A 25,480-nucleotide genomic window follows, 5' to 3' on the forward strand; every position below is an offset into this window, starting at 1 on the left:
TTTCAAAGAACGGGATCGGCGATCCCGTCCGCATGCTCTTATTCCATTGGGCGCCGTATGGTCCAGTTAACTATCCGAGCATGATGCCGAAAAGTGTAAGCGGTTTTCGGACGACATCATGCTCCATTCTTTAGATCCTAGAGCGGATTCAGATTTTAGGTCGTTCGACCTAAAATCATCCGGCTCTAAGCGGCTTCGCGGAAGCGATAGCCGACGCCATACAGCGTCTCGATCATATCAAAATCGAGGTCGACCATCTTGAATTTCTTGCGCAGCCGCTTGATATGGCTGTCGATCGTGCGGTCGTCGACATAGACCTGTTCGTCATAGGCGGCGTCCATCAGGGCGTCGCGGCTCTTGACTACGCCAGGGCGCTGGGCCAGCGAATGCAGGATCAGGAACTCGGTCACGGTCAGCGTCACCGGCTCGCCCTTCCAGGTGCAGGTATGGCGTTCCTGGTCCATGACGAGCTGGCCGCGCTCCAGCGAGCGGGCTTGCTGTGTCGCTCCCGGCTTCGCGACCGCGTTGCCGCCGCCGGCAGCGTTCGCGGCTTCGCGGGCCGAAGCGCGGCGAAGCACGGCCTTGACGCGCTCGACTAGCAGGCGCTGCGAGAAAGGCTTGGTGATGAAGTCGTCGGCGCCCATCTTCAGGCCGAAAAGCTCATCGATCTCCTCGTCCTTGGACGTCAGGAAGATCACGGGCAGATCGGACTTCTGGCGCAGGCGGCGCAGCAGCTCCATGCCGTCCATGCGAGGCATCTTGATATCGAAAATCGCCAATTGCGGCGGCCGTGCCAGCAGGCCGTCAAGCGCCGAAGCTCCGTCCGTATAAGTCTCTACCTTATATCCCTCCGCTTCCAAGGCAATCGATACGGAAGTCAGGATATTGCGGTCGTCGTCAACGAGCGCGATTGTCAACATGGTATTCGTCTCCGTCATCAGTGCGCGTCTCCCGGATTTGGAATCCAGCCCAGGCGGTCTGCCAGCTCGGTTGGCGATAACCTGGCGCGCTTATGAGGATAAAGGTGGAACAAATTGTGGCAAAGATAAAGGGGAGGATTGTCGCGGAGCAATTTGCTTGCTCAAGGGTTGTGCGACGAAACGTCCCGATGTCCATCATTCAAACGATTTAAAATTGCGTCGTTTTATTTAAATCGATTAAATATCTGATATCATTAAATATTTTTAGCTTTCTGCTCTTGTGCTTTTAAAAAGACACATCTACGCTTTAGACAATTCTAACGTCCAAGCCCTTGCAGAGGAAAAAAGTGATGGAGCAATTCGGCGTCCGTAATCCCGCGACTGAACTGGGATCGATCGGCCTGGGAGCCGCCGCCAGCGTGCGCTATAACCTCATGGAGGCTCACCTTTATGAGGAGGCGATTCGCCGCCGCGAAGCCGACCTGACGGCCGACGGCGCACTGAGAGCGATCACCGGCCAGCACACCGGCCGTTCCCCGAAGGACAAGTTCGTCGTGCGCGATGCCACCACCGAAGACCAGATCTGGTGGGACAACAACAAGCCGATGTCGCCGGAACACTTTGCGCTGCTGCATGAAGACATGCTGGCCCATGCGCGCGGCAAGGACCTGTTCGTTCAGGATCTCATCGGCGGCGCCGACCACGAATATGCTCTGACGACACGCGTCATCACCGAATTCGCCTGGCACTCGCTGTTCATCCGCAATCTGCTGATCCGTCCCGAACGCTCGGCGCTGGAAAGCTTCGTGCCGAAGCTGACGATCATCGACCTGCCGAGCTTCCGGGCTGATCCCGAGCGCTACGGCTGCCGCAGCGAGACGGTCATCGCCTGCGATTTCGTCAACGGCATCGTTCTGATCGGCGGCACCTCCTATGCTGGCGAAATGAAGAAATCGGTCTTCACGGCGCTGAACTACCTGCTGCCCGAACGCCGCGTCATGCCGATGCACTGCTCGGCCAATGTCGGCCCGGATGGCGACGCAGCGATCTTCTTCGGCCTGTCCGGCACCGGCAAGACGACGCTTTCGGCCGATCCGACCCGCACGCTCATCGGCGATGACGAGCATGGCTGGGGTGAAAACGGCATCTTCAATTTCGAAGGCGGCTGCTACGCCAAGACTATCCGTCTGTCGGCCGAAGCCGAGCCGGAAATCTACGCAACAACGCGCCGTTTCGGCACTGTGCTCGAAAATGTCGTGCTCGACGAGCATGGCCGGCCGGACCTCGACGATGGTTCGCTGACGGAGAACACCCGCAGCGCCTATCCGCTGCATTTCATCCCGAACGCTTCGGAATCCGGCATTACCGGCCACCCCGAGACGATCATCATGCTGACGGCCGATGCCTTCGGTGTCATGCCGCCGATCGCCAAGCTAACGCCGGATCAGGCGATGTACCACTTCCTGTCGGGTTACACCGCCAAGGTCGCGGGCACGGAAAAGGGCGTTGTCGAGCCGGAAGCCACGTTCTCGACCTGCTTCGGTGCACCGTTCATGCCGCGTCACCCGGCCGAGTACGGCAATCTGCTGAAGGAACAGATTGCCCGTCATGGCGCCGGCTGCTGGCTGGTCAACACCGGCTGGACCGGCGGCGCTTACGGCACCGGCCGTCGCATGCCGATCAAGGCGACGCGCGCGCTTCTGGCCGCAGCCCTGAACGGCGATCTCGACAATGTCGAATTCCGTATCGATCCGAACTTCGGCTTCGCGGTGCCTGTTGCCGTCGAAGGCGTCGAGAGCGCTATCCTCGATCCGCGTTCGACGTGGGCCGATGGCGAAGCCTATGATGCGCAGGCCGCGAAGCTGGTGCAGATGTTCGTCACCAACTTTGCCAAGTTCGAGGCGCATGTGGACGGCAATGTCCGCGACGCGGCGCCGGGAATGCGGGTTGCGGCGGAGTAGACTTTTCGCAACAGCAGTGACTCACGTGAAACCCGGCGGTCATTCCGCCGGGTTTTTCGTTTCGCCTGATGTTTTCAAGCGCGTTGCAATGTGGAATAGAGCGATTTCAGGAAAAGTGCTCAGCGGTTTTCCGCCCGGAAATGCTTGGATTGCCGATAGAGCGGGGAGGCGGCTTCGGCCGGATATCCTTCGACCTCTGCAGTCGCGGAGAAAACCATGGCCAGCGAAGCGCTTTACATCAACGACCGGATTACCATCGCCGGCTGGGAGCTGACGGAACAATTCGTCCTGGCAGGCGGCCCCGGCGGTCAGAACGTCAACAAGGTAGCGACGGCAGTCCAGCTCTTCTTCAACGTCCAGAACTCGCCGTCGTTGACCGATCGAGTGAAGGCGAACGCCACCAGGCTTGCCGGGCGGCGCGTCTCCAAGGACGGCGTCCTGATGATCGAGGCCAGCCGTTTCCGCAGCCAGGACCGCAACCGCGAGGATGCGCGTGAGCGATTGAAGGAGCTGATCCTCGAGGCCGCTGCCCCGCCGCCGCCGCCGCGTAAGAAGACAAAGCCGACCAAGGGCTCTATCGAGCGCCGGCTGAAGGAGAAATCCGGGCGATCGGAAGTGAAGAAGATGCGCGGCAAGGTCGGTGGCGACTAAGTTTTCGGGCTGCGATTTTGGCTTGGTTGAGCAAAATGGTGGTTGTCAGGCCAGCCATTAACGTACATGTGGAATCGCTAAAATTTTACGGTCCCACATTTCTTAGCTTTGACCGCTTTCGGCCCCAGGCGGCCTCACTCCCCGTAGACTTCGATGGGCTAATATTTATGCGTTCAGGGCGGCTTACCTTCGGAGTACGGTTCGCGAACCGTTCTGAGGCAGCCTTATCGCCGTCGCAAAGTTGAGTTTCTCAACGGTTCGTCGGTTCCTGTGCTTTGGTCGACAGCTGCTTCAACACATCTACGAAGTCATCGAAGCGCTCCTTGCCAACCTCTTTGGACCATTGTTCATGCAACTGCCGAAGACATCCGAAAATGGCTGCGACGACTTCATGCCCCCGTGGCGTTAGATAGACCAGTCGGCGATCGCTGTCGTCGGCTGCGCGCCGCTCGACATAGCCCAGGTCTTCAAGCTGGCTAAGTAGATAATTCACGGCTTGTCGCGACATCCGCTTCTGACGCGCGAGCTCGGACGGTCTCGTGCCATCCGGCAGCGGAAACGAGAACACCGCAAAATGCGCCTCCTGGAAGTCAGCAAACCCCGCCTCGTGGATGGCTTGCAGCATGCGGTCTCGCACATGCTGCCAGACAACGCGCAGCAGCGCACCGAAGAACGGCGGGCCGGGCAACGCGTCGGGAATGGAATTCGGGAGCAATGGGATTGACATATATGTAAAGTCACTTTACTTGTTGATGTAAAGTTACTTTACATTGAGGAGGCCTCATATGGAAGCGGTACGAAACGACATTGTGCGGATCGGGCAACTCGAACTGCGCTTTCTCATCAGTGAAGTCGGCGCGACGGTGTTCGAATTCACAGTGCCATCTCGGGCGCGCGTCCCCGCTCCACATCATCATCGGGATGCCGACGAATTCCTCTACGGCCTCGAAGGCACGCTCACTGTCCTCGTCGATGGGCTAACCCACGAGATTCGCGCCGGCGACGCCATATTCATTCCGCGAGGGTCGGTACACCATCATGAGAACTTGCATGATGGCACAGCCAAGGTCTTGGCGACCATCACGCCGGGTACAATTGGACGGCGTTATTTCGAAGAAATTGCCGAGGCGGTGAACGTGCCCGGCAAACCGGATCTCGCTAAGGTCAATGAGATCATGCTCCGCCACGGACTGGTCCCAGTCTGATCAGCTCACCGTGGTGGGCCTTACATAATTGCGCAATTTTTCGTGCTTGGCGACTATCCGAAGTACAGGACGTCTTGGAGAGGACGTCGAAGCCGCGTTGGGTCTTCCAAAAAAACCTCTGGCGCAGACACTACCCCCGACAACCGGCGTTGTAAGGGGTATTGCTAACGATGATTCAAACGATTCCACACTTAAGTTAGTGGCTGGGGCTGTCAGGCGGGTTTTGCCTTGCGGCAGCTCTGTGCTCAGCCCCTCATCTAGCCTTGTCCTCGCGATGCGGGGAGAAAGGACGACCGAGCGAGACAGTAAAGTTCCCACTTGCAGTAAGCTGGCGTCGGCTAAGATAAGCTCCCTCTCCCCGCCAGCGGAGAGAGAGCTGGGGTGAGGGGCCAAGCACAGAGGCGTTGGCATCGGCATATTCACCTGGCCGGCAACATCAGGAAAACACAAATGCTGCTTCCGAACGGAATTCGCCACCTGCCCGGATATCTCGATCGCCCTGCACAGGAGGCGCTCGTCGAGGCCGTTCGCGCCATCGTGACGGAGGCGCCGCTGTTCACGCCGGTCATGCCCGGCACGGGCAAGGAAATGTCGGTACGCATGACCAATTGCGGCGAGCTCGGCTGGGTCACGGACAAGCAGCGCGGCTATCGCTATCAGCCAACTCATCCCGTCACCAACAGACCTTGGCCGGCCCTGCCGCCGCAACTGCTCGATCTCTGGAGAGATATAGCAGGTTATGAAAATCCGCCGCAGGCCTGTCTTGTGAATTTCTATGCCGACGACGCCCGCATGGGCCTACATCAGGATAAGGACGAGCAGGATCTCAATGCGCCCGTGTTGTCGATTTCGCTCGGCAACACCTGCCTTTTTCGGGTTGGCGGTCTCAACCGCAATGATCGCACGCTGTCCCTCAAGCTCACGAGCGGCGACATCATCGTCCTCGGTGGCGAAGGCAGACTCTGCTTCCACGGCGTCGACCGCATCTATCCGACGACATCGACATTGCTGAAGAACGGCGGCCGGATAAACCTGACCTTAAGACGGGTAACTTCATAAATGGATCAATAGACCGGAGCCGGGGACGTTAGGGACCATCGTGGCAAGACCGAGGGCGGAACAGTTTTTTGCGGCTTTGATCGGTGCCTTGGGACTGGCATGCGGCCTCTATCTCCTAAAGTGTCTGTGGACCCTGACACCGGATGGATTCTCTAGCCTTTCCGACCGATTGCCCTATTGGGATTTCACCAATCTCTGGGGTGGCACGCTGATGGCCGAGAAGGGAAACGTCGCTTATCTGTTCGATGCCGAGGCGTATCGGCGGGAACTTCGACTGATCCTGTCGCCCCTGCTGCCCGACCAGGAATGGAGCTATCCGCCCTCTATGCTGCTGATCGGTATTCCCTTGGCGAGGTTGCCGATTTTCGCCGCATACGCTGTCTGGACTTCGGGGACGCTCCTCCTGCTGTTCTTGGCGACAAAGCCACTCGATCTGGCTTGGTGGCTGCGTATTCTTCTCATTGCCTCGCCGGCGGCCATCCTAAACGTCATCTTCGGACAAAATGGCGCCTTGACCACGGCCCTGCTGCTATCCGGATTGCTTCTTGCTCCGAGCCGACCAATCATTGCAGGCATCTTGTTTGGTCTGCTGACGGTCAAGCCGCAATTGGGTGTGCTGGTGCCCTTTTGTCTGCTTGCCAGCGGCAACTACCGTGCCATTCTCTCCGCTGCTGCAACGGCGGTTTTTCTAGTGGTCACGACAGGTCTCTTGTTCGGTTTCGAGGTCTGGTGGTTGTTCGTGACAGAGACGAGGCCGCTGATGACGGCGATCCTGGAAGCCCCGTTTCCACAGGGCTATCAGATGAATGCGGCGACAATCTTCATGCTGGCGCGGTCATTCGGACTAGGCCTTGCCGCATCCTATTCGTTTCAGCTGATCGCTTCCATGGCGGCCATTGTTGCGACTATATGGCTCTGGCGCGGCAAGATGGGCGTCGATCACGGCAGCAGGGTCTGCCTGACGGCCACCTTGGCGCTCGTCGCCATGCCTTATGGTTACATCTACGACACAATTCCTCTGAGTGTCGCCATTCTATATTTTTTCGTCAATTCTCGGGGATTGCTGCCCTTACTCGGCTTCGCCTGGCTCTACCCCGTGTTCAATCAGCAGATTGCGTCATCGATCATGCCGCTCGGAGCTCTGTTCCCGGCCGGTTTGGCGGTGTGCATGCTCATTTGCATCCAACGCAATGGAGCATCGCCGGAAACCGGCGCGGCGGATGCAATCGCGGACGCCTCAGTCAAAGCTTCCTGAGCGCAACCTGCTCGATCAGATGGTTCTTGCCCTTCTGCAGGATGAGATCGGCACGCGGCCGCGTCGGCAGGATGTTCTGGCGCAGGTTCTTGAGGTTGATGTTCTTCCAAAGCCCTTCGGCGATCGTCAGCGCTTCCTCTTCGCTGATCGAGGCATAGCGATGGAAGAAGGAGTGGGGGTCGCGAAAGGCGGTTTCGCGCAGCTTCATGAAGCGGGCGACATACCAGTTGTGGATCAGATCCTCGTCGGCGTCGATGTAGATCGAGAAGTCGAAGAAGTCCGAGACCATCGGCACGATCTTGCCGTCGGCGGGCAGATGCCGCGATTGCAGCACGTTGATGCCCTCGAAGATCAGGATATCCGGGCGGTCGACCGTCTTGAACTCGTTCGGCAGCACGTCATAGACGAGATGCGAGTAGGAGGGCGCTTGCACATTCGGCTGGCCGGCCTTGATCGCCGAAAGGAAGCGTAGCAGCGCTGCCGTATCGTAGCTTTCCGGAAAGCCCTTGCGCTGCATCAGGTTGCGGCGCTGCAGCTCGGCGTTCGGATAAAGAAAGCCGTCTGTCGTGACCAGATCGACCTTCGGGCTTGACGGCCAGCGCCCCATCAATTCCTTCAGGACGCGGGCGGTGGTGGATTTGCCGACGGCGACAGAGCCGGCGATGCCGATGACGAACGGCGTTTTGGCGACATCGGAGAGGCTGAGGAAGCGGTTGCGTTGCTCGAAGAGGATCTGCGAGGATTCAACATGCGAGGACAGTAGGCGCGACAGCGACAGATAGATACGCCGGACCTCATTGAGGTCGATCGGGTCGCCCATTGAGCGCAGCCGCGTCACTTCGTCTGCGGTCAATGTCAGCGGCGTATCCGCCCGGAATTTTGCCCATTCCTCCGAGGAAAAGAAAAAATAGGGCGAATAGGCTTTCGCCTGGAAGATATCGAGCGTCTCGGGTGCAGGCTGGGTCTTGGTCGCTGAGGTCATGACTTTTTACCGGCTCGCCTTCTCTTGAAGGCCGGATTGGGCGGTGCGCCTTTCGAGCTCGCCCATGACATTCTGCAACGGAATGCCTGCAATCTTCAATACGACCAAAAGGTGGTACAGCACGTCGGCAGCCTCATAGGTGAGGTTGTCGCGATCGTTGGTGACGGCCGCCATCACGGCCTCGATCGCCTCTTCGCCCAGCTTCTTGGCGGCTTTCGGCTGGCCGGCCGCAACAAGCTTGGCGGTCCAGGATTCGTCGGGCGATGCCTTGGAGCGTTCCTCTACGATTTTTTCGAGGTCCGAAAGGGTAAATCCGCTCATCGCTACGCTGTCTCCTAATCCAGCCGCATGGGAATGCCGCGCTCGGCCATATAGCGCTTTGCCTCGCCTACCGAATAGGTGCCGAAGTGGAAGATCGAGGCGGCCAGAACCGCCGTGGCATGGCCTTCCTTGACGCCGGCGACGAGATCATCGAGATCGCCGACGCCGCCGGATGCGATGACGGGAACGCGCACCGCATCGGCGATCGCCCGCGTCAGCTCCAGATCGTAGCCGACCTTGGTGCCGTCGCGATCCATGGACGTGACGAGCAACTCGCCGGCGCCGCGCTCGACCATCTTGCGGGCAAAATCGACGGCGTCGATGCCGGTCGCGTTGCGGCCGCCATGGGTATAAATCTCCCAGGCGCTCATATTGTCGCCGCCGAGTGCCTCGGTGCGCCGCCGCTTCGCGTCGATGGAAACGACGATGCACTGGTTGCCGAATTTATCGGCCGCTTCGGCCACGAAATCCGGGTTATTCACCGCCGCCGAATTGATCGAGACCTTGTCGGCGCCGCAGAGCAGCAGCTTGCGGATATCGGCGATAGCGCGCACGCCGCCGCCGACCGTTACCGGCATGAAGCATTGCTCCGCGGTGCGGGCCACCACGTCGAAGATAGTATCGCGATTGTCGGAAGAGGCGGTGATGTCGAGGAAGCAGAGTTCGTCGGCTCCGGCGGTATCATAGGCTTTCGCTGCTTCGACTGGATCGCCGGCATCGACGAGATTTACGAAGTTGACGCCCTTGACGACGCGGCCGTCCTTGACGTCGAGGCAGGGGATGACGCGGGCTTTCAGGGTCATTGCGCTGCCTCCTTGGCCTGCTTGATCAGCGCCAGTGCTTCCTTCGGGTCGATGCGGCCATCATAAAGCGCGCGGCCGGAAATCGCACCTTCCAGTTTGCGGGCATCCGGCTGGATCATGCGGCGGATATCGTCAAGCGAGGCTAGCCCGCCGGAGGCGATGACGGGGATGGAAACGGCATCGGCCAGTTCCAGCGTCGAGGCCCAGTTGATGCCAGTCAGAATGCCGTCGCGGTCGATATCGGTATAGATGATCGCGGCAACGCCGGCACCTTCGAATTTCTTGGCAAGCTCGATCACGCCAAGCTCGGAAGCCTCCGCCCAGCCCTCGACCGCCACCTTGCCGCCCTTGGCGTCGATGCCGACGGCGACGTGGCCCGGAAATCTCCGGCAGGCTTCGATGACCAGCGCCGGATCGCGCACAGCGACGGTGCCGAGGATGACGCGGGTAAGCCCGCGCGACAGCCAGTTTTCGATGTGGTCGAGCGTGCGGATGCCGCCGCCGAGCTGCACGGGGTTTTTGGTCGCCTTGAGAATGGCGTCGACGGCAGCGCCGTTCACGGTCTCGCCGGCAAAGGCGCCGTTGAGATCGACGACATGCAGCCACTCGAAGCCCTGGTCTTCAAAGGCTTTTGCCTGTGCGCCGGGATCGGGATTGTAGACCGTCGCCTGCTCCATGTCGCCGAGCTTGAGGCGCACGCATTGGCCGTCTTTTAGGTCGATAGCGGGAAAAAGAATCATGGTGTCTGTCCTTAGAGCGCGAGCCTTATGGCTTCCAGCGCAGGAAATTGGCGATGAGGGCAAGGCCGAGCTTCTGGCTCTTTTCCGGATGGAACTGCGCGCCCGCTATGTTGTCTCGTCCGACGAAGGCGGTCATCGACCCGCCATAGCTCGTCGTCGCGATCACGTCCTCGCCATGTTCGGCCGCCAGATGGTAGGAATGGACGAAATAGGCGTGCAAGCCGTCAGGCCCCGTCGCGATCCCGTCGAACAGGGCATGCGGATGGCGCAGGTCCAGCGTATTCCAGCCGATCTGCGGGATCTTCAGGCTGGGATCGCTCGGCGTCATCTCTTTGACGTCGCCCTTGATCCAGCCGAAGCCTTTCGTGATCGTCTTTTCCAGCCCACGCGACGACATCAGCTGCATGCCGACGCAGATGCCGAGGAAGGGACGGGCCTTGTGCTCGACGACGTCGATAACGGCTTCCGCCATGCCGGGCACGGCATCGAGGCCGCGGCGGCAATCGGCATAGGCGCCGACACCGGGGAGCACGATGCGATCTGCCGTGGCGACGCGCTCGGCGTCATCGGTCAGGTCGATCGCTGCGTCGATGTCGGCCTCGCGGGCGGCCCGCTCGAAAGCCTTCGTCGCCGAGCGCAAATTGCCGGAACCATAGTCGATAATCGCGACGCGCATGGTCAGCGTCCTCCGTCATAGCCGGGAAGGCCGAAGCTCGGGCCTGGGCGGCTGATATTGCTATTAGGTGCCGGAATATTCCAATTCTTCGGATGGATATCCGCTTTTGACTCCTGCTCGATTTGAGAGAAGTGGATCTCTTCCGCAGTTGCCAGATCGTGCGCAGAAACGAGATCTTCGATCTTCCAGCCGCGGTTGATCAGCCGCTGTCCCACCGCATCCGGCCCCTCAAGTCCCGCCAGAATGTGAACGCCCAGCCAAATGGCTGCTCCGGCAATGAAAAATCCCGGCTGGCGCATCAGCTCCAAGGCAAAGCCCTGCAAGAGGATGGCGGCGACGGCGTGCAGCCAGAGGCGATTGAAGAGCATCCAGAACGCTGGAAACAAAAACGCCTTCCACGAAAAGCCGTCGCGGATGAATCGCGTTCTATCACGATACCGATCCGATACTTCGGATCGATTGGGCGCTCCGGGGGGAGACAAAATCAGATAGCTTGCCATTTCCTCAATTCCCCATGTTGGGGCTCAGGCGAGCGTGCCTTTCGTCGATGGCACTCGGCCTGCCTGCCGCGGATCGATCTCGGTTGCGGTGCGCAATGCGCGCGCAACGGCCTTGAAGCATGTCTCGGCTATATGGTGATTGTTGGCGCCATAATGGTTGAGGATATGCAGCGTGATGCCGGCATTCTGCGCCAGCGCCTGGAAAAATTCGCGCACCAGCTCGGTATCGAAGGTGCCGATCTTCGGGGCGCTGAAGGAAACGTCCCAGACGAGGAAAGGTCGCCCAGAAAGATCGACGGCCGCTTTCGTCATCGTCTCGTCCATGGCGAGATCGATCGAGGCGTAGCGCGTGATGCCGCGCCGGTCGCCCAGCGCCTTGGCAATCGCCTGACCGATCGCGATGCCGGTATCTTCGACGGCATGATGATCGTCGACATGTAGGTCGCCCTTGGTGTCGATCTCCATGTCGATCAGCGAATGTCGTGACAGCTGTTCCAGCATATGGTCGAAGAAGCCGACCCCCGTCGAAATCGTCGATTTTCCGCTGCCGTCGATGTTGACGGAAACGGAGACCGAGGTCTCGTTGGTCTTGCGGGAAACGCTTGCCGTGCGGCTTGCTGCGGTCTCTGCCATGGGATGCTCCATCGGAATACGGCCGTTCCTTATCAGGCGGATCGAGAAATATCCAGAAGTTACGCGTGTGGCCTTCGTCTTTAGCCGGCTCGCTCGAACCAATCCGGTTCGGCTGCCATTTGCAATCGCCAAAACCCCTCTTACATAGGTGCTGACGGGGCCGATACGCGGCCCGGCAGAAAGCCCGCCGGAACGGGGGCAAACAGGTGTTAAATGACGACAATCGTAACTATTCGTAAGAACGGCAAGGTCGTGATGGCTGGTGATGGCCAGGTGAGCCTTGGCCAGACGGTAATGAAGGGCAACGCGCGCAAGGTTCGCCGCATCGGCAAGGGCGATGTTATCGCCGGTTTCGCAGGCGCGACCGCCGATGCCTTCACCCTGCTCGAACGCCTCGAAAAGAAGCTCGAACAATATCCCGGTCAGTTGATGCGCGCTGCCGTCGAGCTCGCCAAGGACTGGCGCACGGACAAATATCTGCGCAACCTCGAAGCCATGATGCTGGTTGCCGATAAAAACATAACGCTCGCCATCACCGGTAACGGTGATGTGCTTGAGCCGGAACATGGTGCGCTCGCAATCGGCTCTGGCGGCAATTATGCACTCGCCGCCGCCCGCGCGCTGATGGACAGCGACAAGTCAGCAGAAGACGTCGCCCGCCGCGCCCTCGATATCGCTGCCGACATCTGCGTTTACACGAACCACAATGTGATCGTCGAAACGCTCGACGCCGAAGCCTAAGACGTTCCTCTCTTGATAGTTTCTAGCCCTGACAGGGAACACGCGAAATGACCACTTTTTCCCCCCGCGAGATCGTTTCCGAGCTCGACCGTTATATTGTCGGCCAACATGAGGCCAAGCGCGCCGTGGCGATCGCATTGCGCAATCGCTGGCGCCGCCAGCAGCTCGAGCCCGATCTGCGCGACGAAGTCATGCCCAAGAACATCCTGATGATCGGCCCGACCGGTGTCGGCAAGACGGAAATCTCCCGTCGCCTTGCCAAGCTTGCCGGCGCCCCTTTCATCAAGGTTGAAGCCACCAAGTTCACCGAAGTCGGCTATGTCGGCCGTGATGTCGAACAGATCGTCCGCGATCTCGTCGAGGTCGGCATCGGCCTGGTGCGCGAAAAGAAGCGCAATGAGGTGCAGGCCAAGGCGCATATGAGCGCCGAGGAGCGCGTGCTCGACGCGCTGGTCGGCGCCACCGCTTCGCCCGCAACGCGCGACAGCTTCCGCAAGAAGCTGCGTGATGGCCAGCTCGACGACAAGGAAATCGATATTGAAGTGTCCGATACCGGCTCCGGCATGCCCGGCGGTTTCGAAATCCCCGGCATGCCCGGCGCCAATATCGGCGTACTCAACCTTTCCGAAATGTTCGGCAAGGCCATGGGTGGCCGCACGAAGAAGGTGCGCACGACGGTCAAGGATTCCTACAAGGAACTCGTGCGCGACGAATCCGACAAGCTGATCGACAACGAGGCGATCCAGCGCGAAGCCGTGCAATCCGCCGAGAATGACGGCATTGTCTTCCTTGACGAGATCGACAAGATCGCGGCTCGCGACGGTGGCATGGGCGCCGGCGTCTCCCGCGAAGGCGTGCAGCGCGACCTGCTGCCGCTGGTCGAGGGCACGACGGTTTCGACGAAGTATGGCCCGGTCAAGACGGACCATATCCTCTTCATCGCGTCCGGCGCATTCCACGTTTCGAAGCCTTCGGATCTGCTGCCGGAGTTGCAGGGCCGCCTGCCGATCCGCGTCGAGCTCCGCCCGCTGACCAAGGAAGACTTCCGCCGCATCCTCACCGAGCCGCAGGCAAGCCTTATCCGTCAGTACAAGGCGTTGATGGAAACGGAAGACCTGAAGCTCGACTTCACCGACGATGCGATCGACGCGCTCGCCGACGTCGCCGTGCATCTCAACTCCACTGTCGAGAATATCGGCGCCCGTCGCCTGCAGACGGTCATGGAGCGGGTGCTGGACGATATCTCCTACAATGCTTCGGATCGCGCTGGCGTGTCGGTGACCATCGATGCCGCCTATGTTCGTGAGCATGTCGGCGACCTCGCAACCAACACGGACCTGTCGCGCTTCATCCTGTAACCGGGCAGCTGAAGGCGATCTAAAACAGTAAACACTCGACAACGGGCCCTTAACTTTTTAGTTAAGGGCCCGTTTCCTTATGTCGGATGGCTTTATTCGGCCAAGATTATCCGCCAGTCCGTCGCACGGAAACATCGGTTGAAACTTCGACAGGACAGCCATCTTGCGACGTATACTGATCACTCTTCTTCTGGCGGTTGTCAGCCTCTCCTGGATCCCCGCCTCTGCGGACGCCGCGACCTCCGTGCCTCCAGGCAACCGCAATGCCGAGCAGCCGCCGGTTCCCGGCGCGTCCGTGCGGCGCACGCGCGGCACCAGCTCCACTTTCGATCGCAAATACCAGAAGGTGCGCGAGCTGCTGGCGACCGACAAGAAGCTGATGTCGAAGATCAAGTCGACAGCGCGCGCCTACGGCATCGATCCGATCCATATCATCGGCGCATTGGTCGGCGAGCACACCTACAATGTCGACGCCTATGATGGTCTGCAGTCCTACTATGTGAAGGCGGCCTCCTATGCGGGCCAGAGCTTCCGCTTCGCCTATAACGGCGAAAACGTCGACGATTTCATCGCCCGGCCGCAATTCGACGCCTGCAAGAGCAGACAAGATTCCTACAGCCTCTGGATCTGCCGCGAGGATGTCTGGGAAGACGATTTCCGCGGCAAGACGGTCGGCGGCAAGTCCTATCCGGACAATCGCTTCAGCGCCGTCTTCTTCCAGCCCTTCTATGCGGGCCAGACCTTCGGCCTCGGCCAGGTCAATCCGCTGACGGCGCTGGAGCTCTCCGATCTGGTCAGCCGCACCTCGGGTATCCCGAAGCTGGATGAGAAGGATGCCGGCGGCGTCTACAAGGCGATCATGGATCCCGATCTGTCGCTGGCCTTCGTCGCTGCTTCCATCCGCAAATCGATCGATGACTATCGTTCGATCGCCGGCATGGATATTTCAGGCAATCCCGGCATCACCGCGACGCTTTACAACCTCGGCAATTCCCGCAAGCGCGCCGCCGCCCTTGCAGCCAAGAACCGCGGTTCTTCTCAGCCTGTCTGGCCGGAGGAGAACTACTACGGCTGGCTCATCAACGATAAGCTGAGCGACCTGAAGTCGTTGCTCTAAGCATTCCAACGCGACGTTCTATCGTCTGGATTTTGCGGGCGGCGTTCCCCATATCGGATGGGTGCGCCGCTCGGGCGGCTTTGATCAGGCAATGGCCCGGCCTTCGAGGAGAATTGATCCCATGGACATGCTTCCGGAAGCCTTCTCCCCGCCGGCGCCCATCCCACGCACCGTTCCGCCGTCGCGCTGGACGATCATCAAGACCATCCTGCGCAATCCGCTCGAACTCTGGGGCGAACCTTCCTATACGCTGCCCTGGATCAAGACGAAGTTCTTCAACGAGCGAACGCTGATCGTCAACGATCCCGGCCTGATCAAGCATGTTCTGGTCGACAATGCCGCCAACTACCGCATGGCCGACATCCGCCAGCTCGTGCTTCGCCCTATCCTGCGTGATGGCCTGCTGACGGCGGAAGGTCCGGTCTGGAAGCGCTCGCGCAAGGCCGTCGCACCCGTCTTCACGCCGCGCCACGCTCAGGGCTTCGCCGGACAGATGCTGAGCCAGAGCCTGGAATACATGCACAAATATGAGGGGATCGGCAGCGAAGGTGCCGTGTTCGACATCGCCGCCGACATGACCGAGCTGACCTTCGCCATCCTGACAGAAACCTTGTTTTCCGGCGAGATCGTTACCGAAAGCGAGCATTTCGCCGACGACGTCAACGAGCTGCTGCATCGCATGGGCCGCGTCGATCCCATGGATCTCCTGCGCGCACCTTCCTGGGTGCCGCGTCTCACCCGCATTGGCGGCCAGCGCATGCTCGATAAGTTCCGCGGCATCGTCCACAAGGCCATGGACCAGCGCCTGGAGCGTATGCGCCGGGATCGCGCAAGCGCACCGGACGACTTTCTGACCTTACTTCTGGAGAAGGCCGGCCCCGACGGGCTGACGATGGAGGAGATCGAGGACAATATCCTCACCTTCATCGGCGCCGGCCATGAGACGACGGCACGCGCTCTGGCCTGGACGCTCTATTGCGTCGCCAAAAGCCCGCATATCCGTCAGGCCATGGAAGAGGAAATCGACCGGGTGCTTACAACCGATGCCGAGCCGGTCGCCTGGCTTGATCTGATGCCCTATGTTCGCGCCTCTTTCGAAGAGGCCATGCGTCTCTATCCGCCGGCGCCCTCGATCAATCGTGCCGCCATTACCGATGACGAATGGACCAGCCCCAATGGCGAGCGGGTGACGATTGAGAAGGGGATCACCGTCCTGATCATGCCATGGACCCTGCATCGCCATGTGCTCCACTGGGAGAAGCCGCGCGCCTTCATGCCGGAGCGCTTCCTTCCGGAGAACCGCGGCAAGATCAATCGCTTCCAGTATCTCCCTTTCGGCGCCGGTCCGCGCGTCTGCATCGGCGCAACTTTTGCCCTGCAGGAGGCAGTCATCGCCCTCGCCGTGATGATGCGGCGTTTCCGCTTTGACGCGATCGACGGCACCGATCCCTGGCCGGTGCAGAAGCTGACGACCCAGCCGCGCGGCGGATTGCCGATGCGCGTGACACGGCGATAAAGCAATTCTACGCCATCGGCCCGAAAATCTGACACGATTTTCGGAAAGCCTGATGCGTAGATTCAAAGAGATTGAGCGGTTCAGAGTTTCAGCGAAAAACTGAACCGCTTGGCTTTTTTGACACTTTCCGATTGCTGCCGGCTATTGTTTCCCGTGTTGCATAAATCTTTCGAATTATTGCCAAATTGACGGAGAGCGAAACAACCCGCAAAGTGGCAGCATATGAAAATTGAGCCGTGAAACGGCCTTGAGGAGTATTTGGCATGAGCCGCATTGAAAAGAACGGTCTGCAGATCGAACCGGTACTTTATGATTTTCTCGTCAAGGAAGCTCTTCCGGGCTCGGGCGTGGACGCCGAGACGTTTTTTGCAGGCTTCTCCGAGATCGTTCACGACCTCGCGCCGAAGAACCGCGAGCTTCTCGCCAAGCGTGATCGCATGCAGGTGGCCCTCGACGACTGGTATCGCAAGAATGGCGCTCCCATCGATCTCGCTGCCTACGACGCTTTCCTCCGGGAAATCGGCTACATCGTGCCGGAAGGTCCGGCCTTCACGATTTCGACTGCAAATGTCGATCCGGAAATTTCCGAGATCGCCGGTCCGCAGCTCGTCGTTCCCGTTATGAATGCGCGCTATGCGCTGAATGCCGCCAATGCGCGCTGGGGATCGCTCTATGACGCGCTCTACGGCACCGACGCCATCCCCGAGACCGACGGCGCTGAGAAGGGCAAAGGATATAATCCCAAGCGCGGCGAGAAGGTCATCGCCTGGGTTCGCGATTTCCTCGATTCCACTGTCCCGCTCGCCGGCGCAAGCTGGAAGGACGTCACCGGCCTTGCCGTGAAGGATGGCGCCCTTGCAATTGCCACCAAGAACGGTGCATCGAAGCTCATGGATGGCAGCCATTTCGCCGGCTACCTCGGTGCTCCCGCCAACCCGACGCATGTCCTGCTGAAGCAGAACGGTATCCATATCGAAATCGTCATCGATACAACCACGACCATCGGCAAGACCGACCCGGCCGGCATTTCCGATGTCCGCCTGGAATCCGCCATCACCACGATCATGGATTGCGAAGATTCGATCGCGGCCGTCGACGCCGAGGACAAGGCCGAGGTCTATCGCAACTGGCTCGGCCTGATGAAGGGCGATCTGACGGAAGAAGTCGCCAAGGGGGGCAAGACCTTCACGCGCCGCCTCAATCCCGACGTGACCTACACCGCGCCGGATGGAAGCACCTTCGATCTGCATTGCCGCTCGCTGATGCTGGTGCGCAACGTCGGCCACCTCATGACCAATCCCGCTATTCTCGACCGCGATGGCAACGAGGTGCCGGAAGGCGTCATGGATGGCGTCATCACCGGCCTGATCGCGCTTTACGACATCGGCCCGAATGGCCGCCGCAAGAATTCGCGTACCGGCTCGATGTATGTCGTCAAGCCGAAGATGCACGGTCCGGAAGAAGTCGCCTTTGCCGTCGATATATTCACGCGCGTTGAGGATCTGCTCGGCATGCCCAGAAACACGATGAAGATGGGCATCATGGATGAGGAGCGCCGCACCACGGTCAACCTCAAGGAGGCCATCCGCGCCGCCCGCGAACGCGTCGCCTTCATCAACACCGGCTTCCTCGATCGCACCGGCGACGAGATCCATACCTCGATGGAAGCCGGCCCGATGATCCGCAAGGGCGACATGAAGCAGGCCGCCTGGATCGGCGCCTACGAGAACTGGAACGTCGATATCGGCCTCGAATGCGGCCTGTCCGGCCATGCGCAGATCGGCAAGGGCATGTGGGCCATGCCGGATCTGATGGCGGCCATGCTGGAGCAGAAGATCGCCCATCCCAAGGCGGGCGCCAACACCGCCTGGGTACCGTCGCCGACGGCCGCGACGCTGCACGCCACGCATTATCACCGCGTCAACGTCGCCGACGTGCAGAAGAGCCTGAAGAGCCGCGCCCGCGCCAAGCTCTCCGATATCCTCTCCGTGCCGGTCGCTTCGCGGCCGAACTGGACGCCGGAGGAAATCCAGCGCGAAATCGACAATAACAGCCAGGGCATTCTCGGCTACGTCGTTCGCTGGGTCGATCAGGGCGTCGGCTGCTCGAAGGTGCCAGACATCAACAATGTTGGCCTGATGGAAGACCGCGCTACGCTGCGCATCTCGGCGCAGCACATGGCCAACTGGCTGCACCATAAGGTCATCAGCGAGGCGCAGATCATCGAGACGATGAAGCGCATGGCCGCCGTCGTCGACCAGCAGAATGCCGATGATCCCAACTACATCGCCATGTCAGGCAATTTCGACGGCTCCGTCGCCTTCCAGGCAGCTCTCGATCTCGTGCTCAAGGGACGCGAGCAGCCGAATGGCTATACGGAACCGGTTCTGCATCGTCGCCGTATCGAACTGAAGGCAAAGCAGGCGGGTTGATCCTTCTGTCCGTGAGGGTTCATCTCGATCCTTCGAGGCCTTGTCGTCTGCGCTGACGCTTTGACGGCAAGGCACCTCGGGATGAGGTGGAGAGACCCTTGTGGCGAGGGGGAGGAGATCAGCCCCCCTGCTGAGGCGCGCAGTGAAAGGCGGAGCCTCGAAGGACGAGGATGGGTTGGAGTGGCGTAGCGTCGCCCCGGAATTTCCCAAACAAAAAGGCCGCCGGATCGCGATCCGGCGGCCTTTTTTTCAATTCCGATGCCAGCGAGTTACTGGATAACGATGACTTTGGTGCTGTGGCCCGGCAGGACGCGGCTGTAGAGGTCGATCACGTCCTGATTGATCAGGCGAATGCAGCCGGAAGATGCTGCCGTACCGATAGACGCCCATTCCGGCGTGCCGTGCAGGCGGAACAGCGTGTCCTGGCCCTTTTCATTGTAGAGGTACATGGCGCGAGCACCGAGCGGGTTTGAAAGGCCCGGGTTCATGCCACCGTCGACATATTTTGCGATTTCCGGGCGGCGGACGGCCATTTCCTTCGGCGGATGCCAGCTCGGCCATTCCTGCTTCCAGGCGACATAGGCGGTGCCGGACCAGGAGAAGCCCTGTTTGCCGACGCCGATGCCGTAGCGCATCGCTTCGCCATTGCCGAGGATGTAATAGAGGTGGCGCTCGCGCGTGTTGACGATGATCGTACCTTCAGCCTCGTCGGACTTGTACTCGACGATCTGGCGGCGGAACTGCGGCTTTACCTTCTGGATCGGGATAGCCGGCAGCTGAAAACCGTTGTCGCTGGTGATGCCATAGTCGCCATCGAATGTCTTGATGGTCTCAGCAGCGGTTTTTGCGGTAGCGGTCGGCGCGGCTGCGGCAGTGGTGGCATAGCCAGCCGATGCGAGCATTGCGACAAGGCCGAGTGCGGTCATAGCATTACGGATGCGCATGGAAGTCTCTTGAAATTTCGTGGCGGGGATCGGATGGTTATCTACCATCGTTGTCTACGGTTTATTTTCCATTAAACTAAACTTTGCAAGCTGCTCTGACGCTACAAAATAGCGTCGCCGCGCAAATTAGAGGGACATGGTTTTTTTGCAACAATGCTTGCCTGTCCTTGAGGCAATTCATGACGATTTTGAACGTTTACAATAACAATCCGTTAATAGATGGCCGGCAGTCGGAACGGGCGATGCTTGTACGCAAGGGCGTGCAACTATTACTGCATGAGATGCGCCACGCGATCTTGCCCGAGTTGCCGCTTGCCAGCGGCCGCCGGGCCGACCTCATCACGATTTCCGAGAAGGGCGAGATCTGGATCATCGAGATCAAGACCTCGATCGAGGATTTCCGCGTCGACCGCAAATGGCCCGAATATCGGCAGCATTGCGACCGGCTGTTCTTCGCCACGCACAAGGAGGTGCCGCTGGATATATTTCCGGAGGAGTGCGGGCTGTTTCTATCGGATGGCTATGGCGCCCACATGATCCGCGAAGCGCCCGAGCATCGCCTCCCGCCGGCGACGCGCAAATCGGTGACGTTGAACTTCTCCCGCGCAGCGGCCCAGCGCCTGCTGTTGGCCGAATGGGCGACGGGCAAGTCCTTCACCTCGGAATAGCCCTCAAGCGACGGCGGTGCTTCAAGGAAAACCGCCGCACGCTTTTCTTGGTATTGCGTTATTTCGGCGCGCGCTTGGCGAGGATGCGCTGCAGCGTACGGCGATGCATGTTGAGCCGGCGTGCCGTCTCGGAAACGTTGCGCTCGCACATTTCATAGACGCGCTGGATATGCTCCCAGCGCACGCGGTCCGCCGACATCGGGTTCTCGGGCACCTCGGCCTTTTCGCCGGGACGTTGCGTTAGGGCCGCAAAGACATCGTCGGCGTCGGCGGGCTTTGCCAGATAGTCGATTGCACCCAATTTGACGGCAGTGACGGCTGTCGCGATGTTGCCGTACCCAGTCAGGACGACGATATGCGTATCATCGCGCCGTTGGCGGATTGCCTCGATGACCTCGAGGCCGTTGCCATCGCCGAGCCGAAGGTCGACGACCGCATATTTCGGGGGGGTGATCTTGGTCTTGGCGACGCCTTCCGCCACCGATTCCGCCGTCTCCACCGCGAAGCCGCGCGTTTCCATTGCACGCGCCAACCGGCGCAGAAAGGGGCCGTCGTCATCGACGATCAGCAATGTCGCATCCGCGCCGATATAGGCCGCGGCATCCTTGTCCACGATATGTGTGGCTGCGATCTCTTTTTCCGTCATTCTATCTTCTATCCCGGCGACCATCCGCCTGCATATTCTAACGATTTTGACCAAGGCTGTTGTAAGCCGTGAAAATCATTTTGTCGAATTACTGTCGATCAACACGCGCGGCCATTCGACGCGGACACGGGCTCCGGGCGTCTCCGGGTCGCGATTGGTAAAGGAAAGGGCGGCGCCGGAGCGCTCCAGCAGCGTTTTGGCAATGAAGAGGCCAAGCCCGAGGCCCCCGGCCGTATCGTCGCGCTGCCGGGACGTGACGTAGGGCTCTCCGATCCGTGCCAGGATTTCGGGCGAATAACCGCTGCCGTCGTCTTCGATGACGATCGTCAGCACGTCGGTCGTGTATTCCACGGTGACGGTCACCGTCTTGCGGGCATAGTCGACGGCATTCTCGATCAGATTGCCGAGCCCGTACATGATGCCGGCATTGCGCGACAGTACCGGCTCGCCGGCGCGTGGGCTCTTCTCGATCAGCTCCAGCGCGATGCCGAATTCGCGATGGGGAGCAATGATCTCTTCCATCATCGAAGACAGCGTCAGCCGCCGCATATGCGCTTCGTCTTCCGAGGAAAGTGTCGTCAGCCGCCGCAGGATGTCGCGGCATCTTTCGCTCTGGCTACGCAGCAGCGCCACATCCTCGCGAAAACGGTCGTCCTCGCGCAGCTCGCGTTCCATCTCCTTGGCGACGACGCTGATGGTCGCAAGCGGCGTCCCGAGCTCGTGCGCCGCCGCCGCCGCCAGTCCGTCAAGCTGCGACAGATGCTTCTCCCGCTGCAGCACCAGCTCCGTTGCCGAAAGGGCATCGGCAAGCTGTGACGCCTCCATCGAGACGCGATAGGCGTAGAAGGCCGCAAAGGCCATGGTCGAGGCGATTGAGCACCAGACGCCCAGCTGCATGACGCTATGAACGTTCACGGCGACGCCTTCGTACCAGGGAAGCGGGAAGGGCGAGAAGGCAAGCCCGGTGATGCAGATCATCGCAAGCGCGATCAGCGTCACGCTGTAGCGAATCGGCTGCGAGGCAAAGGAAATGATGACGGGCACGCAGACCAGCACCGAGAAGGGATTGGCAAGTCCGCCTGTAATCAGCAGCAACCCGCTGAGCTGCAGAAGATCGAGGCCGAGCAGGGCAAAGGCGGCCGGCGGTTCCAGCCGGTGCGTCGGGGGAAAACGCAGGGTCAGGAAGAAGTTGATCCAGGCCAAACAGGCGATCAGCACGCCGCACGGCATTAGCGGCATGGGGAATTTCAGCCAGAAGGCGACGATCATGACAGTGACAGTCTGGCCGCCGACCGCGAGCCAGCGCAGGCGCACCAGCGTCTGCAACCTCACTCGCCGGCTGCTATGATGGTCGTCCTGCGCCCGGATCTCGGCCTCGGACAGCTTTTCCAATCCTCGGAAGAATCGTGCCATTGTCAGGTCCCCCTTGGCTTGGCGCGCGTGGTCGGCAAGGCATCGGCCGGATCTTCCGGCCAGGGATGCCGAGGATAGCGCCCGCGCATGTCGGCGCGCACATCCTTCCAGGATCCGGCCCAGAAGCCCGGCAGGTCGCGCGTCGTCTGAATCGGCCGGTGGGCCGGAGATGTCAATTCCAACAGCAGCGGCAGCCTGCCGCCGCCGACCGCCGGATGCTGCTTCAGTCCGAACAGCTCCTGAACGCGAATGGTCAGAAGTGGCTCTTCGCCATCATATTGTATGGGATGACGCTGCCCGGTCGGTGCTTCGAAATGCGTCGGCGCCATCCGGCTGAGATCGCGCTGCAGCTCATGCGGCACCAGCGCCATCAGCCCGTTGGAAAGTCCGCCGGCGGAAATATCGGAGAGGCCGCGCGCCTCGTTCTGAAAAGGCGTGAACCATTCGTCGAGCCGCGCAAGCAGCGCTTCGTCGCGCATATCCGGCCAGGGATCGCCGATCGTCTTATACAAGAAGCCGATCCTGTCGCGCAGCTGCGCCGCCTCCTTGGAAAAGGGCAGGACGTCGATCCCCAGTTCGCGAATCCCCTCGGCCAGCGCCCTGGCAGCCTGCTCGCCGGAGGGGCGGGGCAGAGGCGTCTCCTCGAAGATGATGGCGCCGAGCCTCGTCGCTCGCCGTGCCCGCACCTGGCGGCTCGCTTTGTCGAAAAAGCTCTGATCTTCGGTGCGGATCTCGCCTGGCAGATGGTCTTCGACATCAGTGCGGGAAATCTCCGCCGCCGCGAGAATACGTGCCTGCGCCGCCCGGCCGGTGAGATCGGCGATCACGAGCATCTGCGAGCCGGCAAGCCGTTCGGTCTCCGGCAGTTCGGCGCCCCGCCCATTGGCCATGACAAAACGGCCGCGGCCGCCGCGCTGCAAGGCGATGCGATCGGGAAAGGCGTGCAGCAGCAGCGAACCCGCAAGGGAAGGGGCAGTGGTGACGGCGCCATTGCCGCCGGCCGCAGACGCAAGCCGCCCGGCCAGCCGGCGGGCGGCTTCCGCTCGCTCGTCCTTTTCCGTCTTGAAGCGGCGCAGCCTTTCCTCGAGATCGATGCTCTGGCCGCCGAGCCCTTGCTCCGTCAGCAGCACAGCCAGCAACGCCGCTTCGCGCCCCTGGCCGAATTCCGCAGCTGAGATCACCATGGCCGCCAGCCGTGGCGGAAGGGCGAGCTCGCGCATCAGCCGGCCATGCGCCGTCAGTCCGTTTTCGGCGTCGAGCGCCCCCAGTTGCCGTAAGAGCGTCCGTGCTTCCGCGAGCGTGGTTGCCGGCGGCTGGTCGACGAAGGCAAGCGTCGAGGGGTCCTGCACGCCCCAATGCGCGAGGTCGAGCGCCAGACCCGAGAGATCGCTGGAAAGAATCTGCGGCGGCGTAAACGCGGGGAGTGCCGCCGTCTGGCCGGGATGCCAAAGGCGAATGGCAATGCCGGGCTCGGTTCGCCCGGCGCGGCCGGCACGCTGATCGGCGGAGGCACGCGACACTCGCACCGTCTCCAGGCGCGTGATACCGGTCGAGGCCTCGAAAACGGGTAGCCGCTGCTGGCCGCTGTCGATGACGATACGCACGCCGTCGATTGTGATCGAGGTTTCGGCGATCGAGGTCGCAAGCACGATCTTGCGCGTGCCCTGCGGTGCGGGCCGGATAGCCGCATCCTGTTCCTTCTGGCTAAGATTGCCGTAGAGCGGCGCAATCACCGTCTCCGGTCCGAACCGGCCTTGAAGCCTCTCCGCCGTTCGGGTGATCTCGGCTTGTCCCGGAAGGAAGGCGAGAATAGACCCCCGTTCGCTGGCTTGCGCATCGAGGATAGCTCGTGTCACCGTATCCTCGATCCGCTCTCCCGCGGGCCTGTCCTGATGGCGGATATCGATCGGAAAGCTTCGCCCCATGCTTTCAATAACAGGCGGTTGCCCGAGCAGGCCGGCGACCCGCTCGACATCCAGCGTCGCGGACATCACAAGAATACGCAGATCGTCCCGCAATGCCGATTGCACGTCGAGCGCCAGCGCCAGGCCGAAATCGGCGTCCAGCGAGCGCTCGTGGAATTCGTCGAAGATGACGGTCGAAATGCCCGAGAGTTCGGGATCGTCGAGAATCATCCTTGCGAACACGCCTTCCGTCACCACTTCGATCCGCGTCTTGGAAGAGATGCGGTTGTCGAGCCGCATGCGATAGCCGACAGTGTCGCCCACCTGCTCGTTGAGCAATGAGGCCATGCGGGCGGCGGCAGCTCTCGCCGCTAGGCGCCGGGGTTCCAGAAGGATGACTCTGCCATCGCCGCGCCATGGCTGTCCCAGAAGATAAAGTGGCACCAGCGTCGTCTTGCCGGCGCCGGGCGGCGCGGACAGCACCGCACGCCCATGGCCGGAAAGCGCAGTGCCGATATCGCCAAGCACATGCGAGACCGGAAGCTCCGGCAATGGAGGCACTTTATATGTCACGCCTGCTGGCTCCATATCGCTCTATATAGAGTGGTGCCGGATTCGTGTGGCAAACCCGTTTGCGCCCGCTCCTTGTGAAGAAGCAACATGCTTTGCTTCCCCTGTTCGTTTGATCTCTATTAGGTCCTGGGCGTTTTGCTGGCAATGAGAGGCCGGGGGTCTGCGCAGGCGGCGCGATTTGCGCTGGTTTGGGGTGCGGATCTGGGCGATTCCGGCAATAGGCGTAAAATGAATCCGGAAAACGCGTAGGATCCGGTATAAAACACCAGATTTTTCACACATTCCTAAAATTACCTATTAAAATCAGTTGCTTACAAAAATGTCAGAATTTTTACAATGCTGGTGTTGACTAGTTCGATGGGTAGGGTCTATAAGCCCGATCACTGACGAGGGCGGCGGCGCTGCTGGCGACGAAGACCTTCGCTCTAGTGTTTCCTTGATTGGCTGCGATGCTGATTGACG

Annotated in this window: 24 protein-coding genes; 11 read left to right on the forward strand and 13 right to left on the reverse strand. The window is 60.5% G+C overall.

Annotated features, from left to right (window positions below; all coding sequences use genetic code 11):
- Positions 1-185: 185 nt before the first annotated feature.
- Entirely contained in the window at positions 186-920 is a 735-nt protein-coding gene (locus tag GGD46_RS14595) for a response regulator transcription factor (protein ID WP_210325574.1), read from the reverse strand.
- Positions 921-1,270: 350 nt separating this feature from the next.
- On the opposite strand from GGD46_RS14595, the gene GGD46_RS14600 reads away from it, so the two are divergent.
- Together GGD46_RS14600 and arfB are read left to right on the forward strand one after the other, a co-directional pair.
- Positions 1,271-2,881 (forward strand): phosphoenolpyruvate carboxykinase, encoded by a 1,611-nt coding sequence (locus GGD46_RS14600; RefSeq protein ID WP_184704980.1) that lies wholly within the window; start codon positions 1,271-1,273, stop codon positions 2,879-2,881.
- A 216-nt stretch (positions 2,882-3,097) separates the two neighbouring features.
- Entirely contained in the window at positions 3,098-3,532 is a 435-nt protein-coding gene (gene arfB / locus GGD46_RS14605) for an alternative ribosome rescue aminoacyl-tRNA hydrolase ArfB (RefSeq protein ID WP_184704982.1), read from the forward strand.
- A gap of 250 nt (positions 3,533-3,782) precedes the next feature.
- Here the strand turns inward: arfB and GGD46_RS14610 are convergent, their stop codons facing one another.
- Positions 3,783-4,259, reverse strand: coding sequence for a MarR family winged helix-turn-helix transcriptional regulator (locus GGD46_RS14610; protein WP_184704984.1), 477 nt, complete (start codon positions 4,257-4,259; stop codon positions 3,783-3,785).
- 58 nt (positions 4,260-4,317) lie between these two features.
- Here GGD46_RS14610 and GGD46_RS14615 point away from each other — a divergent pair, with 58 nt between their 5' ends.
- From GGD46_RS14615 to GGD46_RS14625, 3 genes are all read left to right on the forward strand, one after another.
- Positions 4,318-4,737, forward strand: coding sequence for a cupin domain-containing protein (locus tag GGD46_RS14615; protein WP_184704986.1), 420 nt, complete (start codon positions 4,318-4,320; stop codon positions 4,735-4,737).
- 450 nt (positions 4,738-5,187) lie between these two features.
- Positions 5,188-5,796: an alpha-ketoglutarate-dependent dioxygenase AlkB family protein gene (locus GGD46_RS14620; protein ID WP_184704988.1), complete on the forward strand. Its 609-nt coding sequence runs from the start codon at positions 5,188-5,190 to the stop codon at positions 5,794-5,796.
- Between the two features lie 40 nt (positions 5,797-5,836).
- A complete protein-coding gene (locus GGD46_RS14625; protein ID WP_313206298.1) occupies positions 5,837-7,051 on the forward strand; it encodes a glycosyltransferase family 87 protein in 1,215 nt (404 codons plus the stop codon).
- Here GGD46_RS14625 and coaA read toward each other — a convergent pair.
- From coaA to hisB, 7 genes are read right to left on the reverse strand one after another with little or no spacing between them, the layout of a single operon-like run.
- The gene (gene coaA, locus GGD46_RS14630; RefSeq protein WP_184704989.1) at positions 7,038-8,033 is read right to left on the reverse strand and encodes a type I pantothenate kinase; all 996 of its coding nucleotides are present in this window, start codon (positions 8,031-8,033) and stop codon (positions 7,038-7,040) included. The genes GGD46_RS14625 and coaA overlap by 14 nt on opposite strands.
- Before the next feature lie 6 nt (positions 8,034-8,039).
- Complete coding sequence (locus tag GGD46_RS14635; protein WP_184704991.1) at positions 8,040-8,354, reverse strand: phosphoribosyl-ATP diphosphatase; 315 nt, start codon at positions 8,352-8,354, stop codon at positions 8,040-8,042.
- Positions 8,355-8,368: 14 nt separating this feature from the next.
- Entirely contained in the window at positions 8,369-9,157 is a 789-nt protein-coding gene (gene hisF / locus GGD46_RS14640; RefSeq protein ID WP_184704993.1) for an imidazole glycerol phosphate synthase subunit HisF, read from the reverse strand.
- On the reverse strand, positions 9,154-9,897 hold the full coding sequence (hisA, locus tag GGD46_RS14645; protein WP_184704995.1) for a 1-(5-phosphoribosyl)-5-[(5-phosphoribosylamino)methylideneamino]imidazole-4-carboxamide isomerase: 744 nt from the start codon (positions 9,895-9,897) through the stop codon (positions 9,154-9,156). Before hisA ends, hisF begins: the two co-directional genes overlap by 4 nt.
- Positions 9,898-9,922: 25 nt before the next feature.
- Positions 9,923-10,573: an imidazole glycerol phosphate synthase subunit HisH gene (gene hisH, locus GGD46_RS14650; protein ID WP_184704997.1), complete on the reverse strand. Its 651-nt coding sequence runs from the start codon at positions 10,571-10,573 to the stop codon at positions 9,923-9,925.
- A gap of 2 nt (positions 10,574-10,575) precedes the next feature.
- Positions 10,576-11,073: a DUF2628 domain-containing protein gene (locus tag GGD46_RS14655; RefSeq protein WP_184704999.1), complete on the reverse strand. Its 498-nt coding sequence runs from the start codon at positions 11,071-11,073 to the stop codon at positions 10,576-10,578.
- A gap of 24 nt (positions 11,074-11,097) precedes the next feature.
- The gene (hisB, locus tag GGD46_RS14660; RefSeq protein ID WP_184705001.1) at positions 11,098-11,706 is read right to left on the reverse strand and encodes an imidazoleglycerol-phosphate dehydratase HisB; all 609 of its coding nucleotides are present in this window, start codon (positions 11,704-11,706) and stop codon (positions 11,098-11,100) included.
- A gap of 213 nt (positions 11,707-11,919) precedes the next feature.
- Here hisB and hslV point away from each other — a divergent pair, with 213 nt between their 5' ends.
- The 5 genes from hslV (at position 11,920) to GGD46_RS14685 (ending at position 18,870) form a co-directional block, all read left to right on the forward strand.
- Positions 11,920-12,447, forward strand: a complete 528-nt coding sequence (gene hslV, locus GGD46_RS14665; protein WP_184705003.1) for an ATP-dependent protease subunit HslV — start codon at positions 11,920-11,922, stop codon at positions 12,445-12,447.
- A gap of 47 nt (positions 12,448-12,494) precedes the next feature.
- Entirely contained in the window at positions 12,495-13,805 is a 1,311-nt protein-coding gene (hslU, locus tag GGD46_RS14670) for an ATP-dependent protease ATPase subunit HslU (protein ID WP_184705005.1), read from the forward strand.
- A gap of 163 nt (positions 13,806-13,968) precedes the next feature.
- Positions 13,969-14,922 (forward strand): DUF1402 family protein, encoded by a 954-nt coding sequence (locus tag GGD46_RS14675; RefSeq protein WP_184705007.1) that lies wholly within the window; start codon positions 13,969-13,971, stop codon positions 14,920-14,922.
- Between the two features lie 121 nt (positions 14,923-15,043).
- Complete coding sequence (locus tag GGD46_RS14680; RefSeq protein WP_184705009.1) at positions 15,044-16,438, forward strand: cytochrome P450; 1,395 nt, start codon at positions 15,044-15,046, stop codon at positions 16,436-16,438.
- A 263-nt stretch (positions 16,439-16,701) separates the two neighbouring features.
- Positions 16,702-18,870 carry a malate synthase G gene (locus GGD46_RS14685; RefSeq protein ID WP_184705011.1) on the forward strand — a complete coding sequence of 723 codons (2,169 nt, stop codon included), beginning with the start codon at positions 16,702-16,704 and terminating at the stop codon, positions 18,868-18,870.
- A gap of 269 nt (positions 18,871-19,139) precedes the next feature.
- Here the strand turns inward: GGD46_RS14685 and GGD46_RS14690 are convergent, their stop codons facing one another.
- Entirely contained in the window at positions 19,140-19,814 is a 675-nt protein-coding gene (locus tag GGD46_RS14690) for a L,D-transpeptidase (RefSeq protein WP_004127592.1), read from the reverse strand.
- Positions 19,815-19,993: 179 nt separating this feature from the next.
- On the opposite strand from GGD46_RS14690, the gene GGD46_RS14695 reads away from it, so the two are divergent.
- Positions 19,994-20,482: an MmcB family DNA repair protein gene (locus GGD46_RS14695; protein ID WP_184705013.1), complete on the forward strand. Its 489-nt coding sequence runs from the start codon at positions 19,994-19,996 to the stop codon at positions 20,480-20,482.
- A 58-nt stretch (positions 20,483-20,540) separates the two neighbouring features.
- Here the strand turns inward: GGD46_RS14695 and GGD46_RS14700 are convergent, their stop codons facing one another.
- The 3 genes from GGD46_RS14700 to hrpB form a co-directional block, all read right to left on the reverse strand.
- Positions 20,541-21,128 (reverse strand): ActR/PrrA/RegA family redox response regulator transcription factor, encoded by a 588-nt coding sequence (locus tag GGD46_RS14700; protein WP_184705015.1) that lies wholly within the window; start codon positions 21,126-21,128, stop codon positions 20,541-20,543.
- A 75-nt stretch (positions 21,129-21,203) separates the two neighbouring features.
- On the reverse strand, positions 21,204-22,541 hold the full coding sequence (locus GGD46_RS14705) for an ActS/PrrB/RegB family redox-sensitive histidine kinase (protein WP_184705017.1): 1,338 nt from the start codon (positions 22,539-22,541) through the stop codon (positions 21,204-21,206).
- Positions 22,542-22,543: 2 nt separating this feature from the next.
- Positions 22,544-25,033 (reverse strand): ATP-dependent helicase HrpB, encoded by a 2,490-nt coding sequence (gene hrpB, locus GGD46_RS14710; RefSeq protein ID WP_184705019.1) that lies wholly within the window; start codon positions 25,031-25,033, stop codon positions 22,544-22,546.
- Positions 25,034-25,480: the final 447 nt, after the last annotated feature.

The organism is Martinezella lusitana (genome assembly GCF_014207095.1).
GTDB lineage: Bacteria > Pseudomonadota > Alphaproteobacteria > Rhizobiales > Rhizobiaceae > Rhizobium > Rhizobium lusitanum_B.

Bases quoted from the DNA above. Each gene is read 5' to 3' on its own strand.
- GGD46_RS14595 (WP_210325574.1), bottom strand. From the start codon at position 920: ATGTTGACAATCGCGCTCGTTGACGACGACCGCAATATCCTGACTTCC.
- GGD46_RS14600 (WP_184704980.1), top strand. From the start codon at position 1,271: ATGGAGCAATTCGGCGTCCGTAATCCCGCGACTGAACTGGGATCGATC.
- arfB (WP_184704982.1), top strand. From the start codon at position 3,098: ATGGCCAGCGAAGCGCTTTACATCAACGACCGGATTACCATCGCCGGC.
- GGD46_RS14610 (WP_184704984.1), bottom strand. From the start codon at position 4,259: ATGTCAATCCCATTGCTCCCGAATTCCATTCCCGACGCGTTGCCCGGC.
- GGD46_RS14615 (WP_184704986.1), top strand. From the start codon at position 4,318: ATGGAAGCGGTACGAAACGACATTGTGCGGATCGGGCAACTCGAACTG.
- GGD46_RS14620 (WP_184704988.1), top strand. From the start codon at position 5,188: ATGCTGCTTCCGAACGGAATTCGCCACCTGCCCGGATATCTCGATCGC.
- coaA (WP_184704989.1), bottom strand. From the start codon at position 8,033: ATGACCTCAGCGACCAAGACCCAGCCTGCACCCGAGACGCTCGATATC.
- GGD46_RS14635 (WP_184704991.1), bottom strand. From the start codon at position 8,354: ATGAGCGGATTTACCCTTTCGGACCTCGAAAAAATCGTAGAGGAACGC.
- hisF (WP_184704993.1), bottom strand. From the start codon at position 9,157: ATGACCCTGAAAGCCCGCGTCATCCCCTGCCTCGACGTCAAGGACGGC.
- hisA (WP_184704995.1), bottom strand. From the start codon at position 9,897: ATGATTCTTTTTCCCGCTATCGACCTAAAAGACGGCCAATGCGTGCGC.
- hisH (WP_184704997.1), bottom strand. From the start codon at position 10,573: ATGCGCGTCGCGATTATCGACTATGGTTCCGGCAATTTGCGCTCGGCG.
- GGD46_RS14655 (WP_184704999.1), bottom strand. From the start codon at position 11,073: ATGGCAAGCTATCTGATTTTGTCTCCCCCCGGAGCGCCCAATCGATCC.
- hisB (WP_184705001.1), bottom strand. From the start codon at position 11,706: ATGGCAGAGACCGCAGCAAGCCGCACGGCAAGCGTTTCCCGCAAGACC.
- hslV (WP_184705003.1), top strand. From the start codon at position 11,920: ATGACGACAATCGTAACTATTCGTAAGAACGGCAAGGTCGTGATGGCT.
- hslU (WP_184705005.1), top strand. From the start codon at position 12,495: ATGACCACTTTTTCCCCCCGCGAGATCGTTTCCGAGCTCGACCGTTAT.
- GGD46_RS14680 (WP_184705009.1), top strand. From the start codon at position 15,044: ATGGACATGCTTCCGGAAGCCTTCTCCCCGCCGGCGCCCATCCCACGC.
- GGD46_RS14685 (WP_184705011.1), top strand. From the start codon at position 16,702: ATGAGCCGCATTGAAAAGAACGGTCTGCAGATCGAACCGGTACTTTAT.
- GGD46_RS14690 (WP_004127592.1), bottom strand. From the start codon at position 19,814: ATGCGCATCCGTAATGCTATGACCGCACTCGGCCTTGTCGCAATGCTC.
- GGD46_RS14695 (WP_184705013.1), top strand. From the start codon at position 19,994: ATGACGATTTTGAACGTTTACAATAACAATCCGTTAATAGATGGCCGG.
- GGD46_RS14700 (WP_184705015.1), bottom strand. From the start codon at position 21,128: ATGACGGAAAAAGAGATCGCAGCCACACATATCGTGGACAAGGATGCC.
- GGD46_RS14705 (WP_184705017.1), bottom strand. From the start codon at position 22,541: ATGGCACGATTCTTCCGAGGATTGGAAAAGCTGTCCGAGGCCGAGATC.
- hrpB (WP_184705019.1), bottom strand. From the start codon at position 25,033: ATGGAGCCAGCAGGCGTGACATATAAAGTGCCTCCATTGCCGGAGCTT.